This is a genomic window from Streptomyces sp. NPDC002793, from assembly GCF_040295485.1.
GTDB lineage: Bacteria > Actinomycetota > Actinomycetes > Streptomycetales > Streptomycetaceae > Streptomyces.
This window is the reverse complement of the sequence record NZ_JBEOVL010000053.1, coordinates 1-18,714: the sequence shown is the minus strand read 5'-3', so window position 1 is coordinate 18,714 and position 18,714 is coordinate 1. Positions and strand designations below refer to the sequence as shown.

The following is an 18,714-nucleotide window of genomic DNA, read 5'->3' as shown; positions in this document are numbered from 1 at the left end:
ATGGGCGGCGCAGTGCGATGAGGGGAGCGTCACGTGGTGGGTGGGATCACTCTGGTGGAGGACGAGCCGGGCGGCACGGAGTGCGGGCCGCCGGGGTCCCGTGCGGACCCGGTCACCGTGGCGGAGTACGGGCCGCCCCCGCCGACGTCCGCCGCCGGAACGACCGCACCGGGGGAGATCAGCCCCCGCAGGATCCGGCTGGTCTTCCTCGGGCTGATGCTCACCCTGCTGCTCGCGGCGCTGGACCAGATGATCGTCGCCACCGCGCTGCCGAAGATCGTCGGCGAGCTGCACGGCCTGGACAAGATGTCCTGGGCGGTCACCGCGTATCTGCTCGCCTCCACGATCGGGCTGCCGCTCTACGGGAAGCTCGGCGACCTCTTCGGCCGCAAGAGCGTCTTCCAGTTCGCGATCGTCGTCTTCGTGATCGGCTCCGCCCTGGCCGGCTGGTCGCGCACCATGGACGAACTCATCGCCTTCCGGGCCGTCCAGGGCATCGGCGGCGGCGGACTCATGATCGGCGTCCAGGCGATCATCGCCGACATCGTCCCCGCCCGGGAGCGGGGCCGCTACATGGGCCTCATCGGGGCCGTGTTCGGCCTCGCCTCGGTGGCCGGACCGCTCCTCGGCGGCTTCTTCACCGACCACGCCTCCTGGCGCTGGTGCTTCTACATCAACGTGCCGTTCGGCCTCGTCACGCTCGCCGTCATCGCGATCGTGCTGAAGCTGCCCAAGCCGGCGGTCCGCCCCCGCCTCGACGTCCTGGGGGCGCTGCTGCTGGCCGTCGCGTCGACCTGCCTGGTGCTGCTCACCAGCTGGGGCGGCACGGAGTACGCCTGGGGCTCCCGGACCATTCTGGGACTCGCCGCCGGGGCTGCCGGAACGACCCTGCTCTTCCTGGTCGTCGAGCACCGGGCCGCCGAACCCATCATCCCGCTGCGGCTGTTCCGCGACTCCGTCTTCAACGTCACCTCGCTGGTGGGCGCGGTCGTCGGGGTCGCGCTCTTCGGCGCGGCCAGCTATCTGCCGACCTATCTCCAGATGGTCGAAGGTGTGTCCGCCACCGAGTCCGGACTGCTGATGCTGCCCATGATGGGTGGCATCGTCATCGCCTCCGTCGTCTCCGGACAGCTGGTCTCGCGCACCGGCCGCTACCGCGTCTACCCGCTGGTGGGCGGAGCCGTGTCGGCCGTCGGCATGTGGCTGCTCTCCCTGCTCGACACCGACACCTCGGCGCTGGAGTACGGGATCTGGCAGGCCGTACTCGGCATCGGGATCGGTCTCGTCATGTCCATCCTGGTGCTGGCGGTGCAGAACTCCGTACGCCCCGCCGACCTCGGCACGGCGACCAGCGCCCACAACTACTTCCGCCAGATCGGCGGCAGTGTCGGCGCCGCGATCTTCGGCACCCTGTTCGCGGGGCGGCTCGCGGACGCGCTCGGGGTGCGGCTCCCCTCCGGCGCGGATCTGCCCGACGCGGAGTCGATCACCCCGCAGCTGGTCCACTCCATGGAACCCGCGCTGCGGGACGCCTACATCCAGGCGTACGCCGACGCGATGCCGCGGATCTTCCTCTACCTGGTGCCGGTGCTCCTGCTCGGCCTGTTCCTCGCCTTCTTCCTCAAGGAGAAACCGCTGGTGTCCCACCACACCCCTCAGACGGCCCCCGAACCGACCGTCGCGCACTCCACGATCCCCATGGCCCGCACCGACCCCGGCCCGCCGCAGCCCGGCCCCCTCCCGGGGGTCCCGGTGTGCGGATGCGTCCAGCACCCCGACGGCACGGCGGTGGGACGTGCCGCGCTCACCCTCATCGACGGCCAGGGGCGCCAGGTCGGACGGGGGGCGAGCGGAGACGACGGGCGGTACGCGCTGAGGGCGCCCGCGGCCGGTGCCTACGTCCTGATCGCCGCCGCGGGCGGACACCAGCCGCAGGCCGTCAGCGTGACCGTCAGCGACCGGCCGGTGGAGCTCGACGTGGTCCTGGGCGGCGCGGGACGGCTCGCAGGCGCGGTCGTCACACCTGACGGCGCCCCCGTCCGTGACGCGGCGGTCACGCTCACCGACGTACGGGGCGAAGTCGTCGCGACGACCCGCACGGGGCGCGAAGGCTCCTACGTCATCAGCGAGTTGGTGGCGGGGGAGTACACCCTGGCGGCCAGCGCCCCGGCCTTCCGCCCCGCCGCCCTCCCGGTCAGCGTGCAGGCGGCCCGGGAGACCAGGCAGGACATCGAGCTGGCGGGCGGAGCCGTACTGCGCGGGATCGTGCGTGCCCCCGGCGGGCGGGTCGTCGAGGACGCCAGGGTCACCCTGCTGGACGCGGCGGGCAACGTGGTCGACACCCTCACCACCGGCTCCGACGGGGCGTTCAGGTTCGTGGACCTGTCGACCGGTGAGTACACCGTCATCGCCGCCGGCTACCCGCCGGTCGCCACCGTGCTCCAACTCCCCGGCGGGGGAAGGACCGAACGGGATCTCCAGCTGGGCCACGAGGACTGAGCCACGAGGACTGAACGCCGGGCGGGTGTGCGGTGCGCCGCGGACCCGCCTCGCTCAAGGCGGCAGACGGGGCTTCCGCACCTTCGCCGTCGCCGCTGGTACCCGGACGGGTACCTCTCGCGGAGGCCGCCAGGCACCGCGTCCCCGCCTTCAGCGGGTCAGTGCCCGGACGTGGTCGCTCACGACGGACGCCACGGCCGCGGAGTGGTCCGTCAGATAGAAGTGGCCGCCGCTGAAACTGATGAGGTCGAACTGGGCCGACGTCCGGTCGGCCCAGTCGCGCATCTCGGCCGGGGAGGCCACCGGATCGCTGTCACCGGCCAGGGCGAGCACGGGGCAGGAGAGCCGCGGCCCGTCGGCGTGCCGGTAGGTCTCCACAGCCCGGTAGTCGGCGCGGAGAGTCGGCAGGAGCAGGGAACGCATCTCGGGATCCTCGAGCACGCGCATGTCCGTCCCACCCAGCCACCTGATCTCGGCCATCAGGCCGTCATCGTCCCGCAGGTGCACCTCACGCGTCCGCCCGTCATCCCGTCCCCGACTGCCGGAGACGACGAGAGTGACGGGCTGACTGCCTGACGCGGTCAGCCGTCTGGCGACCTCGTACGCGACCACTGCTCCCATGCTGTGCCCGAACAGGGCCAGTGGCCGGCCCGCCCACGGACCCAGTGCCTCCACGCTGTCGTCGACCAGCTGATCGACGGTGCCGGCGAGTGGCTCGGCCCAGCGGTTCTGTCGCCCGGGGTACTGGACCGCCAGAACGTCGATGTCAGGACGCAGCGCGGCGGAGAACGGCCGGTAGTAGTTGGCCGCACCACCGGCGTGCGGAAAGCACACCAGGGCCGCTTCCGCGCCGGGGGACGGATGGAACCGCTGTATCGCCCCACCCGCGACGTGGACGGCGTGGTTCACCATGGTTACTCCTCGACGGTGGGCACGTGACGGCGGAACACCCACGCGAGGGCATTCCTGCTTTTCGGCGGATGCGCCTGCGGAGTCCGGAAGTCGTGTGTCGGTGTGGCACCGACTGCGCCATTGTTCCCTCGTCCGCGCCGATAAGTCCAGCGGTCAGGGGAAGCCGGAGCGCCACCCCGCGGACGATGTGAGAAGTGTGCAACGGAGGGTTAGGTGCTTCGTCACCTCTCGGCAATCACATGGCCTGTTCCTTTCACGTGTGTGGAAACCCGCAGATCGGTGAACCGCGCGAATAGATGACGCCACTCCGCCGTTGCGTGTAGTTCACGGAGCTCACCCGACAACGAGTCCGGGGGTGGGCGACACCACCGGGCGGTGTAGGGATAGCCCCTTGTCGGCGGGTCGGCGGCATGCCTAACGTGATCACACATCGCTCGTACGAGGGACTGCAGTTACCGGCCGATCGTTGGTGGTGAGACTGGAAAGCCGCTCGGCCGGTAAGGCGCACCGAGGGCGGAAAATCTCCTCTCCCGGTAATACCTCATAATCCGTTGACCGCTCCGAACTCCTCGCACACGGCGATGGGGCTGTGTGGATGAGAGTGCACATACGGGTCCGTGTTCTGGGTGACATGGCCGGAGGCAAACAGCTTCGTGTGGCCTTGTCCCCTTCTCCGTCGCCTCGTACAGGCCCCCAGTTGACTTCTCCGCGCCCGTTTTCACCCCCTTCGCGCTGCGACCCTCACGCGCCGTGTGGTCAATGCGCCTCAGCTGGAATTCGTCACCTGCCGCAAGATGGGAACAGTGCAATGAGTGTCTCTCCGGAAACCCCCGGCCCCAGCGACGACATCGCGGTCGTCGGGCTGTCGTGCCGCCTGCCAGGTGCGGCTGATCCGGACGCCTTCTGGCGTCTGCTCAGCGCCGGTGCGACGGCTGTCACCGAGGTCAGGGACGGGCGGTGGGACGCGTCGGCGCTCTACGATTCCGACACCACCCGTCTGGGCAGGACCAACTCGCGCTGGGGCGGTTTCCTGGAGGACGTCGGCCACTTCGACGCCGAATTCTTCGGAGTCTCCCCTCGTGAGGCTGCGGCCATGGACCCGCAGCAGCGGCTCATGCTCGAACTCAGCTGGGAAGCACTGGAGAACGCCGGTGTTCTGCCCGGCTCCCTGCGCGGAGCGCACGTCGGCGTCTTCGCCGGCGCGATCGGCGCCGACTACGCCACGCTCAGCCAGCAGCAGGGGCTGGAGAGCATCGACCACCACACCGTGGTCGGTCTGAGCCGCGGCCTCATCGCGAACCGCGTGTCGTACGCGTTGGGTCTGCGGGGTCCCAGCTTCGTCGTGGACTCCGCGCAGTCCTCCTCACTTGTCGCCGTGCACCTGGCCTGCGAGAGCTTGCGGTCGGGCGAGTCCGAACTGGCGCTGGCCGGTGGTGTGCACCTGAACGTCGCCCCCGACAGCACGGTGGCCGCCTCGAAGTTCGGCGGGCTGTCGCCCGACGGACGCTGTCACACGTTCGACGAGCGGGCCAACGGCTACGTCAGGGGTGAGGGCGGCGGTCTCGTCGTCCTCAAGCCCCTGCACAAGGCACTGGACGACGGCGACACGGTGTACTGCGTGATCCGTGGCAGCGCGGTGAACAACGACGGGGCGAGCGACGGCCTCACCACTCCCGACGCCTCGGCGCAGGAGTCCGTCCTGCGGACGGCGTACGAGCGGGCGGGCGTCGACCCGAGCAGGGTGCAGTACGTCGAACTGCACGGCACCGGCACCAAGGTCGGCGATCCGATCGAAGCCGCCGCGCTGGGCGCGGTGACCGCTCCCGGGCGGGCGGACGGCGCCCCGCTCGCCGTGGGGTCGGCCAAGACGAACGTCGGCCATCTGGAAGGCGCCGCGGGCATCACCGGGTTGCTCAAGGCGGTCCTGGCGGTCCGGTACGGCCGGCTTCCGCCGAGCCTGAACTTCGAGAAGCCGAATCCCCTCATCCCCTTGGCGGAACTCGGACTGCGCGTCCAGACCGAACTCTCCGACTGGGACCTCCCGGCCCACGAGCGGCTGGCCGGCGTGAGCTCCTTCGGGATGGGCGGGGCCAACTGCCACGTCGTCCTGGCCGGTGCGCCCCGGGCGGTGCCGGCCGCTCCGGCGGAGACGCCACTCACCCCGGCGGCCGCCGGTGGGACGCCGGTGCCCTACGTGCTCAGCGCCAGGAGCGCGGCTGCTGTGCGCGGCCAGGCCAGGCGACTGCACGAGTTCCTGGCGCGGCGGCCCGATGCCGACCCCGTCGGCGCCGCCTCCACGCTGCTCACGTCCCGCACGCTCTTCGACCACCGGGCCGTCGTCCTGGCTCCTGACCGGGACGCGCTGCGGGCGAGCCTCGACCGGATCGCGCGGGGAGTCCCCGGTGAGGACGCCGTCGTGGGACACGCGGACTCCTCGGGTGACACCCGCCAGGTCTTCGTCTTCCCCGGCCAGGGCGCCCAGTGGGCCGGCATGGGCAAGGAACTCCTCGCCTCCTCCGCCGTGTTCGCCGACTGCATAGCGCGCTGCGACCGGGCACTCGGCGCCCACGTGGACTGGTCGTTGACCGAAGTGCTGGCCAACGGGGAAGGACTGGAGCGGGTCGACATCGTCCAGCCCGTCTCGTGGGCCGTCATGGTGTCCCTCGCGGCCATGTGGGAGGCGGCAGGTGTGTCGCCCGATGCCGTGGTCGGCCACTCCCAGGGGGAGATCGCGGCTGCCGTCGTCGCCGGCGCGCTGTCCATGGAGGACGCGGCGAAGGTGGTGGTGCTGCGCAGCAGGCTGATCGCCGACCGGCTGGCGGGCCAGGGCGCCATGACCTCGGTCGGCCTGCCGGTCGACGAGGTGCGTGCACAGATCCAGTCCCACCCTGGCGTCTCGGTGGCCGTGGTCAACAGCCCGAGGTCGACCGTGCTCTCCGGCGATCCGGGGGTTCTCGAGGGTCTGGAGGCCGAATGGGAACGGACCGGCGTCAGGGTCTGGCGCATCGCCGTGGACTACGCCTCGCACAGCCCGCAGGTGGACTCCCTGCGGGATGAACTCCTCGACGACCTGGCCGGCATCACACCGGTCGCCGGGCGAGTGCCCCTGATGTCGACGGTGGAGTGCGCCTGGCTGGACGGCGATGCCCTGGACGCCGAGTACTGGGTGCGCAATCTGCGCGAGCCGGTGCGCTTCAGCACAGCGGTCCAGGAGCTGCTGGCCACGGGTCACACGAATTTCGTCGAGTGCAGTCCGCACCCCGTTCTGACAGCGGCCGTCGCCGACATCGCCGACGAAGCAGCCGTGGCGGGCGTCTTCACGACCGGTTCGCTGCGGCGCAACGAAGGAGGGCTGGAGCGGTTCCTCACCTGCCTCGCGGAAACGTACGTGCGAGGCGCTCGCGTCCGCTGGACCGAGTTCCTTCCCGACGGCGTCGAGCCGTTGCCGGCGCACGAGCTTCCGACGTACGCGTTCCAGCGGCGGCGGCACTGGATAGCCGCCGGGCCCTCACGCCCGAACGGCCCCGCGCCGGCCGTCACCACGCCGTGGGAGGCGGACGCCGAGCCGAAGCGACAGGAGACCGACGCGCTGGTCTCCGCGCTCGACCTCGTCCGTGCGCAGACCGCCCTGGTCCTGCGCACCGATCCGGCGGACGTCCAGGTCAACCGGTCGTTCAAGGACCAGGGTTTCGACTCGGTCATGGCCGTGGAGCTGCGCAACCGGCTCAATGCCGCCACCGAACTCGCGCTGCCGTCCGGCGTCGTCTTCGACCACCCCACCCCTGAGCGACTGGCCGGGGAGATGGACGCCCTGCGCGGCACGGGTGGTGCTTTTACTGCGGTGGCCGAGGCGGTACGGGCCTCGACGGTACCGGTCGAGGACGATCCCATCGCCATCGTCGGCATGAGCTGCCGGTTCCCCGGGGGCGTCCGGTCCCCGCAGGATCTGTGGCGACTGGTGTGTGACGAGGAGGAGGCCCTGGGCGACTGTCCCACCGACCGCCACTGGGACGTGCTGGATCCCCTCGTCGGGGGTGCGGCCGGTGGGGGACATCCCCGTAAGGGCGGTTTCCTGTACGACGCGGCCGGGTTCGACGCCGAGTTCTTCGGCATCGCACCGCGCGAGGCACTCGCGATGGACCCCCAGCAGCGACTGCTGCTGGAGGCGTCGTGGGAGGCGCTGGAGGCGGCCGGCATCGTGCCGGACACCCTTCGGGGCAGCCGGACGGGAGTCTTCGCCGGGGCCATGGTGGGGGACTACGGGACACGTCTGCACGAAAGCCCGGACCACGTGGCCGGACATCTCCTGACCGGTCAGGCGAGCAGCGTGGTGTCGGGCCGGGTGGCGTACAGCCTCGGGCTCGAAGGGCCCGCCCTCACGGTGGACACGGCGTGCTCGTCGTCCCTCGTGGCGCTCCACCTCGCCGCCCACTCGCTGCGTCAGGGCGAGTGCTCCCTCGCGTTGGCCGCGGGCGTCACGGTGATGAGCACGCCCGGGATGTTCACCGAGTTCGGACGTCAGCGTGCACTTGCCGCCGACGGCCGCTGCAAGGCGTTCTCGGAGACGGCTGACGGCACCGGATGGGCGGAGGGCGTCGGTGTCCTGGTGGTGGAGAGGCTCTCCGACGCCCGGCGCAACGGGCACCGCGTCCTCGCGGTGCTGCGGGGGTCCGCGGTCAACCAGGACGGCGCGTCCAACGGCCTGACCGCGCCGAACGGGCCCTCGCAACAGCGGGTGATCCGGCAGGCGCTGGCCGGCGCCGGCGTGTCGGCGGCCGGGGTCGACGCGGTGGAGGCACACGGCACCGGTACCACGCTGGGCGACCCGATCGAGGCGCAGGCGCTTCTGGCGACCTACGGACAGGAACACGACGCCGACCATCCCCTGTGGCTCGGCTCCCTGAAGTCGAACATCGGGCACACCCAGGCCGCGGCAGGTGTCGCCGGCGTGATCAAGATGGTCATGGCCCTGCGACACGGCGTACTGCCCCGAACGCTGCACGTGCAGGAACCCTCACGGAAGATCGACTGGACCGCGGGCTCCGTCGCGCTGCTCACCCGGGCGCAGCCCTGGCCCGAGGGCGAGCGGGCCCGGCGCGCGGCTGTCTCCTCCTTCGGCATCAGCGGAACCAACGCCCACGTCATCATCGAGCAGGCGCCCCCGGGAGAGCCGGCCGACGACCGGCCGGAGCAGCCCCCCACGACGGAGCGGACGGCCCTTCCGTGGGTGGTCAGTGGGAAGTCCCCGGCCGCCGTGGCGGCCCAGGCGGAGCGGTTGCGCTCCTTCGTCGCGGCGCAGCCCGAACTGCGGCCGTCGGACATCGCGTACTCACTGGCCACGGCGCGTACCGCCTTCCCGCACCGCGCCGTCGTCGTCGGCCGCGACCACGAGGAGCTGCTGTCAGGGCTGGAGGCCCTGGCGGGCGGCCGCAGCGCCCCGGGCGTGGGCGAGGGACACGTCGTGCCGGAGGGCGGGCTTGCCTTCATGTTCACCGGTCAGGGTGCCCAGCGTCTGGGCATGGGCCGGGAACTGCACGCCGAGTACCCGGTGTTCGCCGCCGCGTTCGACGCCGTGGCGGACGAGCTGGACCGGCATCTGGACCGTCCGCTGCGCGAAGTCGTCTGGGGTACGGACAGGGAACTGCTGGACCGCACGGTCTACACCCAGGCGGCGTTGTTCGCCGTCGAGGTGGCGCTGTACCGGCTGCTGGAGGACTGGGGGATCCGGCCGGACTACGTCACCGGCCACTCGATCGGAGAACTGACCGCCGCACACGTGTCCGGCGTGCTGTCCCTGCCGGACGCGGCGCTGCTGGTCGCGGAGCACGGCCGGCTGATGCAGCAACTGCCCGCGGACGGTGCCATGGTCGCCGTCCAGGCGAGCGAGGACGAGGTGCTGCCGCACCTGACCGACCGGGTGAGCGTCGCGGCCGTCAACGGCCCCGATTCGGTCGTCCTGTCCGGTGACGAGGAAGCCGTACTGGCGCTCGCCGACGAGTGGGCGCGACGCGGCCGTACGACGCGCAGGCTGGAGGTCGGCCACGCCTTCCACTCGCCCCTGGTGGAGCCCATGCTGGAACGTTTCCGCAGTGTTGCGGAAGGTCTCACCTACGGCGACCCGGACATCCCCCTCGTGTCGAACCTCACCGGGCGCGGCGCGTCCGCGCAGGAACTCGGTGACGCCGAGCACTGGGTCACGCAGGCACGGGCCACGGTGCGCTTCGCCGACGGCGTCCGCCACCTCAGGGAACAGGGCGTCACCCGCTTCCTGGAACTCGGCCCGGACGGCGTGCTGAGCGCGATGGCACAGGACTGCCCGGCCGACACCGGCCGGCTGATCCTGCCGGTACTGCGCGAGGACAGGCCCGAACGGACGGCACTGGCCCTCGCCGTCGGCCAGCTGTACGCGTCGGGCACGGAGATGGACCGGACCGCCTGCTTCTCGGGCACGGACGCCCGGGTGGTGGAACTGCCGACGTACGCGTTCCAGCACGAGCGTTACTGGCTGGAACCGCTCGCCGTGGAGGCGGACCTCGCGTCCGCCGGCCTGATCCCGATGGGGCACCCTCTGCTGGCGGCGGCCGTGCAGCTGGACGACGGAGCGGTGCTCACCGGCCGGCTCAGCACCCGGCGCCTCCCCTGGCTCGTCGACCACCGGGTGGCCGGTTCCCTCGTGGTGCCGGGTACGGCGCTGCTGGAGACGGCGGGGCGGGCCGCCGAGCAGACCGGCCACGGCGAGGTCACGGAACTGCTGCTGCACGCTCCGCTGGTCATCGCCGACGGTGAGGCGACCGACGTACAGGTGAGGATCGAGGCGACGGGCACCCCCGGTGTCTCCGCGCTCCGCCTGCTCGCCCGGTGTGCCGGTGCCGACGAGTGGACCTCGCACGCCTCGGGGACGCTGGGCGGTGAGCCGGCAGCCGCACCGGAGGGCGCGGAGTCCTTGACCGCGTGGCCTCCGGCGGGCGCCGTGGCGCTGGACGTCGAGCACCACTACGACGAACTCGCGGCACGCGGCCTCATGTACGGTCCGGCCTTCCGCGGCGTGCGGTCGGTCTGGCGCAACGACGACGAACTGTTCGCCGAGGTGCGGCTGCCGGACGCCGACGCGGCGCAAAGCGGCACGTACCTGCTGCACCCCGCGTTGCTGGACGCGGTGCTGCACCCACTCGCCGCAGGTGAGCTGTTGCCCGACGCGCAGGGCGCGCGGCTGCCGTTCTCCTGGTCCGCCGTACGCCACCACGCCCGCGGAGCCTCGGCTCTGCGCGTGCGGATGCGGAGGGAAGGACCCGACACGGTCCGCCTGACTGCCTGGGACACGCACGGCGGCCCCGTCCTCGATGCCGGTGTGGTGCTGCGGCCGGTGTCGGCGGCGAAACTCCGGCTGGCGCTGTCCGCCGGACGCGAGGAGCCGCTCTACCGGATGGTGTGGGAACCGCTCGGGGCCGCGACCGCGAACGGTGGGCAGGCTCCGTCGGCGCGGCGATGCCTGGTGGTCGGCGACGGTCCTGTCGTCGAGGCGGCCCTCGACCACTTGGCCGGTGCCGCCGCGACGGTCGACCGCGTCAGCGGTTCCGCGGGGGCGACACCCGAGCGGGTGCGCGCCGGACTGGCCGCGCTGCTGGAGCGGATCCAGTCGTGGCTCGCCGGGCCACGGCATGAGGGCGAGTGTCTGGTGGTGATCACCCGGCAGGCGTGTTCGACCGGTCCCGACGCGTCGGTCGATCCGATGCACGCGGCCGTCTGGGGACTGGTCCGGACGGTGCAGACCGAGCACCCCGGGCTGGTACGGCTCATCGACACGGACGGGACGCCGGACCCCGAAGGGCTCTCCTCGGCCGTGACCGCCGCGGCACCGCAGCTCGCGGTGCGGGGTGGTGAGCTCCTCGTCCCGCGACTGGAGCACGTCGGGGCATCGGCCGGCGCACCGTCGCCGGCGGCCGCCGACCCGGGCGGTGACGCCGGAACAGGGTGGGCGAACGCCTCGGTGCTGGTGACCGGGGCGGGAGGCGTGGTGGGTTCGGCGCTCACCCGTCATGTCGTAGCCGCTCAAGGGGTCGGCCATGTCGTCCTCGTGAGCCGGCGTGGCGCGGCGGGACCGGGTGTGACCGAACTCGCCGACGAGCTCCGGGAGCTGGGGGCCACGGTCACCGTCGCCGCCTGCGACGCGGCCGACCGCGGGCAGGTCTCCGCGGTCCTGGCGGACATCCCCGCCACGCACCCGCTGCGGGGCGTCATCCACGCCGCGGGGACGCTGGCGGACAACCTCGTCGACGCTCTGACTCCCGACCGGTTGAACGCCGTGCTCGGCGCCAAGGTGGACGCGGTGCACGTGCTCGACGCGGCTACCCGGGAAATGGAGCTGGACTGGTTCGTGGCGTGCTCGTCCGTCGCCGGCTGGTGGGGGACCGCCGGACAGGCGAACTACGCGGCGGCGAACGCGTGTGTGGACGCGCTGATCGAGGACCGGCACCGTGCGGGTCACCGCGCGCTGTCGCTCGCCTGGGGGCTGTGGGAGGAGAAGAGCGAGCTCTCCGGGCACCTGAGCGACGTGGACATCCGCAGGATGGCCCGTGTGGGGATCGAGCCGCTGTCCACGGCCGACGCACTGCGGGCGTTCGACAGTGCGCTCGCGCGGCGGGAACCGGTCCTCGCACCGGTCCGGCTGAGCGCGGTCGGGCTGCCGGGTGCCGCCACGGAATCCCTTCCGCCCTTCCTCACGGCACGCGCCTCCGGTGCGCGCGTCCCGGCCCGTGCGCACGCGGCACAGCCGCAGCCGACGAGCCCGGCCCCCGTCCCGGCCGCCCCTTCCCCCATGGCCCTGCCGCCCACGGGTGAGCAGCGGCGTCAGACCCTGACGGACCTCGTTCGCACGAGCACCGCCGCGGTCCTCGGACGGCAGGACCTTCGTGAGGACCAGTGGGAAGCGTCGTTCTCGGAGCTGGGAGTGGACTCGCTGATGTCCCTCGAGCTGCGCGGAATCCTGAACGCCGCCACGGGGCTCCGGCTGCCGCCCACCTTGCTGTTCGACCGGCCCACCCTCGCGTCGCTGGCTGATCACCTCGTGCAGGCCCTCGACACGGGGGAGGAACCGGCGGCGGCCCAGGTGCCGCAGAACGCGGCCACCACGGCCGTGGAGGACGACCCGATCGTCATCGTGGGCATGGCGTGCCACTACCCCGGAGGCGTCGATTCCCCCGACGACCTCTGGAACCTGGTGGCGAGCGGTTCCGAGGGCGTGACGCCGTTCCCCACGGACCGTGGCTGGGACTTCGGGACACTGTTCGCCGACGATCCGGACCTGCCGGGCACCAGCCACACACGGTCCGGTGGCTTCCTGCACGACGCCGCGATGTTCGACGCCAAGTTCTTCGGCATCTCCCCGCGTGAGGCGCTCGCCACCGACCCGCAGCAGCGACTTCTGCTGGAGACGTCCTGGGAGGCGCTGGAGCACGCGGGCATCAACCCGCAGACGCTCAAGGGCTCACCGACCGGCGTGTTCGCCGGCGTCATGTACCACGACTACGGCTCCCGCCTCCACGAGACCCCGGACGGCATGGAGGGCTATCTGATCAACGGCAGCCTGGGCAGCGTGGCGTCGGGCCGGGTCTCGTACGTCATGGGGCTGGAGGGTCCGGCCATGTCGGTGGACACCGCGTGCTCGTCCTCCCTGGTCGCGTTGCACCTGGCGAGCCAGGCGCTGCAGCGGGAGGAGTGCTCACTGGCTCTCGTGGGCGGGGTGACCGTGATGTCCATCCCCAGTACGTTCATCGACTTCAGCCGGCAGCGGGGGCTCGCGCCGGACGGACGCTGCAAGGCCTTCTCGGCCGACGCGAACGGCACCGGATGGGCCGAGGGTGTGGGTGTGCTCGTCGTCGAGAGGCTGTCGGAAGCCCGGCGCAACGGCCACCGGATCATGGCCGTCGTGCGTGGTTCCGCGGTGAACCAGGACGGTTCCTCCAACGGTCTGACCGCCCCGAGCGGTCTCGCCCAGCAGCGCGTCATCCGGCAGGCCCTCGCCAACGCGGCGCTGTCCCCCGAGGACGTCGACGTGGTCGAGGCGCACGGCACGGGCACCGCCCTGGGTGACCCGATCGAGGCCCAGGCGCTCCTGTCGACGTACGGACAGGACCGTGAACGACCCCTGTGGCTGGGCACGCTGAAGTCCAACATCGGGCACAGCCAGGCGGCCGCCGGGGTGGGCGGCGTCATCAAGACGGTCATGGCGATGCGCCACGGTGTCATGCCGCGGACGCTGCACGTGGGTGAGCCCACGCCGCACGTCGACTGGAGTTCCGGGGCGGTCCGGCTGCTGACCGAGCAGCGGACGTGGCCGACGGAGCACGGCCCGCGGCGAGCGGCCGTCTCCTCGTTCGGCATCAGCGGCACCAACGCCCACGTGATCCTGGAGCACCCGGCGGACCCCGCCCCGGTGGACCCCGCCCCGGAGCGGCCCGCGACGAACGTCCTCCCCTGGGTGCTCAGCGGCACGACGCGCAACGCCCTCGTGGCCCAGGCGGCCCGTCTGCTCGATTTCGTCGACGGGAGGCCCGAAGCGGACGACCACGCGGTCGCCGCGACACTGGCCTCGGGGCGCGCGACCTTCAGGCACCGCGCCGTCCTGCTCGGCGCCGATCACGAGGAGCTCGTCGGCGGACTGTCCGCCGCCGCGCGGATGGAACCGCACCCTCATGCCGTACTCGCCGACGACGCCCGCGAGGCGGGGAAGACCGCGTTCCTGTTCTCCGGGCAGGGCAGTCAGCGGCCGGCGATGGGCCGCGGGCTGTACCGGGCGTTCCCCGTGTACGCCGAGGCGTTCGACGAGGTGAGCGCGGCGCTGGAGGCCCATCTGGACCGCCGGCCCGCGGACCTCGTGTTCGCCGACGCCGACGACACCGAGGCGGCCGCGGTGCTGAACCGTACCGAATACGCGCAGCCCTGTCTGTTCGCCCTGCAGGTCGCCCTCTTCCGGCTGATGACTTCCTGGGGGGTGTGTCCGGCGTACCTGGCCGGCCACTCCGTGGGCGAGATCGCGGCGGCGCACGTGGCCGGCGTCCTGTCACTGCCCGATGCCGCCGCACTGGTCACGGCGCGAGGCCGTCTCATGCAGGAACTGCCCGACGGCGGCACCATGGTCGCGGTCCAGGCTCAGGAGGACGAGGTCAGGGCCCTGCTGGCGGGCCATGACGCCGTCGGTGTCGCGGCGGTCAACGGGCCCGCCGCCACCGTCGTGTCGGGCGACAGCGCGCAGGTCGCGGACATCGTCGAACAACTGGAGCGGCGCGGCCGCAGGACCCGTGCGCTGCGCGTGAGCCACGCGTTCCACTCGCCGCTCATGGAGCCCATGCTCGAAGGCTTCCGCGCCGTCGTGTCGCGGATCGACTTCCGCCCGCCGCAGATCCCGCTGGTCTCCGCACTCACCGGTGCGCAGGCCGGAGTCGGCGATTTCACCTCGGCCGACTACTGGGTGACGCACGTGCGCGAACCCGTCAGGTTCTACGACGGCGTGCGCGCGCTGGAAGCAGAGGGAGTACGGACGCTCGTGGAGCTGGGACCGGACGGAACGCTGTCCGCCCTGGCCGCGGGATGCCTGCAGGACCCGTCCGGAGCCACGCTGGTCCCCCTGCTGCGCAAGGACCGAACGGAGGACAGGGCGGTGCTCGAGGCGCTGGCCCGTCTGTTCGTGCAGGGCACCCCCGTGCAGTGGAGCGCTGTGCTCGGCGGGGCGGGCGAGGGCCGGCTGCCGCTGCAACTGCCCACCTACGCCTTCCAGCGGGAGCGGTACTGGCTCGACCCGGCCCCCGCCCCCGCCGCCGGCCACACCGCGGACCTGCCCGGTCAGCTGGGACATCCGCTGCTGAACACGGCGATTCGTCTCGCGGGTGGCGCGGTGGCCCTGACCGGCCGGCTGTCCACCGCGGGAGCGAAGTGGCTGCCGGACCACCAGGTGGGCGATGCCGTCGTCGCCCCGAGCACCGCGATCCTGGAGATGCTGGCCACGGCCGGACAGCAGGTCGGTGCCGCGAGGGTCGCCGAACTCGTCCTGCGCGCACCGATGGTGATCCCCCTGGAGGACGACCTGGACGTCCAGTTGTTCGTGTCGCCGCCCGACGGTCAGGGACTGCGCGACGTGAGCGTGCACTCCAGGGCCGCCGGGGCCGGGGACGACGCCCCGTGGACCGACAACGCGACGGCACGGGTCACCCGGCAGGTGGCCGGGACGGATCCTGAGGCCGACGCGATGCCGGCCTGGCCGCCGGGCGGGACGGAGCGCCTCGACCTGGAGGAGGCATTCGTCGACCTCGAGTGGCACGGCCTGCGCTACGGACCCGCCTTCCGGGGCGCAGGGACCGTCCTGAGCAGGGAGGGGGAGGTCTTCGCGGAGATCGAACTGCCGGAGCACGTGGAGGGGGAAGCGGCGGCGTATCTGCTGCATCCGGCCCTGCTCGACGCGGCACTCCATCCGCTGACGGCGCCCGGGGTCCTGCCGGACGCCGAGGGTCTGCGGCTTCCGTTCTCCTGGACCGGGGTGGAGATCCACCGCCGGGGTGCCGCACGGCTGCGCGTCCGGCTCGTACGGACCGGTGACGACACGGTGGCGCTCACCGCGTGGGACCCGGACGGCGAACCGGTGCTGACGGCCGACGGTCTGACCCTGCGGACGATGGGACCGGACGAACTCGGAGCTCTGCGCAGCACGCCGCAGCAGTGCCTCTACGAGGTGCGGTGGGCGCCGGTACCGGCAGCCGCACCGACCGCCGGCGGTCCGGCACACCGGTACCTCGTGCTGACCGGGGACGCCGGGGCCGACGCGGTTGCCGCCCGTATGGCGCAGGACGGCAGGGACGCGCGTTCCCTGCGGTGCCTCGACGGGGACGCACCGGCCCCCGCACGCGTGCGGGCCGCGCTCTCCGCCGTCCTGACGGAGGTACAGGCGTGGCTGGCCGAGGACCGGGATCCGCAGGAGCGTCTGGTCGTCGTCACTCAGGGCGCGGTCATGACGGACGGGCAGTCCGGGGGCGGTGACCCCGCGCAGGCGGCGGTCCTGGGCATGCTGCGCACGGCACAGACCGAGCACCCCGGACGCCTGCTGCTGGTCGACGTCGATGCGGACCCCGCGTCGGTCGACGGCCTCGCGGCTCTGCCGGCGGACGGCGAACCGCAGATCGCCGTCCGGGCCGGGAAGGCGCACGCCCTCCGGCTGGTCACGGCAGCGGGGGGCACTTCCGGACGGACGACGGCCGGTGCTCCTCCGGCGGGCTCAGGCACCGCCTGGGCGACGGCGTCCCTGTTGGTGACGGGAGCAGGAGGGGTGGTGGGCTCGGCGCTCGCACGGCACGCGGTCCGGACACACGGTGTGGGCCACGTGGTTCTCCTCAGCCGACGGGGCGAGCGGGCTCCCGGCATGGTGGAGCTGGCGGACGAGCTGCGTGCTCACGGCGCCACGGCCACGATCGAGGCAGGTGACGTCAGCGACCGCGACCACCTCGTGAGCGTCCTGTCACGCATACCGGCGGACCGTCCGCTGCGCGGTGTCATCCACGCGGCCGGCACGACCCGGGACGGCACCTTCCGTGACCTGGCGTGGGAGGGCCTGGAGCGAGTGCTGATGTCGAAGGTGGACGCCGTGCACCACCTCGACGAGCTCACCCGGCACCTTCACCTGGACTGGTTCGTCGTGTGCTCGTCGGCCGCCGGCTGGTGGGGCAACGCCGGGCAGGCGAACTACGCGGCGAGCAACGCGTGCGTCGACGCCATGGTGCAGCGACGCCGTGCGGCGGGACACGTGGGAGTGTCCCTGGCCTGGGGGCTGTGGGCCGAGCGCAGTGAGCTGAGCGGTCATCTCGACAGCGGTGACCTGCGGCGGCTCGCCCGTCTCGGCATCGCCCCCCTCGACACGGCCGACGCCCTGACGGCCTTCGACACGGCGCTCGGGGCGGACAATCCCGTTCTCCTGCCGCTGCGGCTGGACACCCGGAACCTGTCCGACACCGAGGCGTCGCCCCTCACGCCCCTGCTGCGCGACCACCTGCGTCCGTCGTCGGGGGCGACGAAACCTTCGGGTCCGGCGGAAGCCGCGAGGGTGCTCGGGGAGCGGCTGGCCGCCCTGGAGGCGGACGAACGGGCGAAACTGCTGCAGTCGGTGGTGGCGGAGGAAGTCGCGGCGGTCCTCGGGTTCACCACCACGGAGGACGTCGAGGCGGACCGCAACTTCTTCGAGATCGGATTCGACTCGCTGACCGCTCTCGAACTCAGGAACCGCATCGAGAAGCTGGTGGGGCGTTCGCTCGCGGCCACGGTGGTCTTCGACCACCCCACTGCGGACACGCTGGCACGGTACCTCCACACGCAGATCGCGGTTCCGGCCGAAGTGGCGAGGCCCGTGGTGAGCGCCGTCGAGCGAGTGATCGAGGCCCCGGCGGTGCCGGAGCCGGTGCTCCCCCTGAGGGGACTGACCGTCCTGCTGACGGGGGCCACCGGAGCGCTGGGGCAGCTGTTCGCGACGGCGACGGCCGAGGCCGGGGCGAACCTCGTGGTCACCGGGCGCGATGCGGAGACGCTCGACCGCCTCGCACACGAGCTGCGGGAACGGCAGGCCGAGGTCCTCGCCCTGCCGACGGACCTGGGGGATCGCGCGTCGATGCCTCGGCTGCTGGCGGCGGTCGGTGAGCGGTTCGACGCGGTCGACGTCCTGGTGAACAACGCGGGGGTGACCGGCCCGGCCGGTCCGCTGTGGGAGACGGACGACGACGCGTGGTGGCACGCCATGGAGGTCAACCTCCGGGGGAGCACGCGCGCTTGCCGTGCCGTGCTGCCGGGCATGATCGAGCGGCACCGCGGGCGCGTCATCAACATCGTCAGCTCGGCGGGGAAGCACCGGTGGCCCCTCGTCTCCGGATACTCCGTGTCGAAGGCCGCGTTGATCAAGCTGGGTGAGAACCTGGCGCCCGAACTGGAGGGGACGGGAGTGACGGTGTTCAGTTACCACCCCGGCCTCGTCGACCTCGGCATCACCCAGCGACAGATCGAGGGCGGGGTGACCGGGGAGCGGTGGAGCGACGAGGTCAGGTCGTGGCTGTTGGAACAGCGCGAGGGCGGGCGGCTCGTCGATCCCCGCCGCTCGGCGGAGATGCTCGTCCGCCTGGCCGCAGGTGAAGCGGATGCGCTGTCCGGCCGCTACCTCACCGTGGATGACGACATCGCCGCTCGGCCGGACACCCGGCGATCGGCCAGGTGAGGCGCGCGAACAGGTGAGCCGGTGCCCCGGCCGGTGACGCGGACCCTCCAAGCGGAGGGTCCGCG

The 18,714-nt window shown here is 72.2% G+C and carries 3 protein-coding genes; 2 read left to right on the top strand and 1 reads right to left on the bottom strand.

What is annotated here, in order from left to right:
• The first annotated feature begins 33 nt into the window (after positions 1-33).
• Positions 34-2,499, top strand: a complete 2,466-nt coding sequence (locus ABT001_RS31745) for an MFS transporter (protein WP_351284734.1) — start codon at positions 34-36, stop codon at positions 2,497-2,499.
• 150 nt (positions 2,500-2,649) lie between these two features.
• Here the strand turns inward: ABT001_RS31745 and ABT001_RS31740 are convergent, their stop codons facing one another.
• Complete coding sequence (locus ABT001_RS31740; RefSeq protein WP_351284732.1) at positions 2,650-3,411, bottom strand: thioesterase II family protein; 762 nt, start codon at positions 3,409-3,411, stop codon at positions 2,650-2,652.
• Positions 3,412-4,219: 808 nt separating this feature from the next.
• Here ABT001_RS31740 and ABT001_RS31735 point away from each other — a divergent pair.
• Positions 4,220-18,649 carry an SDR family NAD(P)-dependent oxidoreductase gene (locus ABT001_RS31735; protein WP_351284730.1) on the top strand — a complete coding sequence of 4,810 codons (14,430 nt, stop codon included), beginning with the start codon at positions 4,220-4,222 and terminating at the stop codon, positions 18,647-18,649.
• The last annotated feature ends 65 nt before the right edge of the window (positions 18,650-18,714 follow it).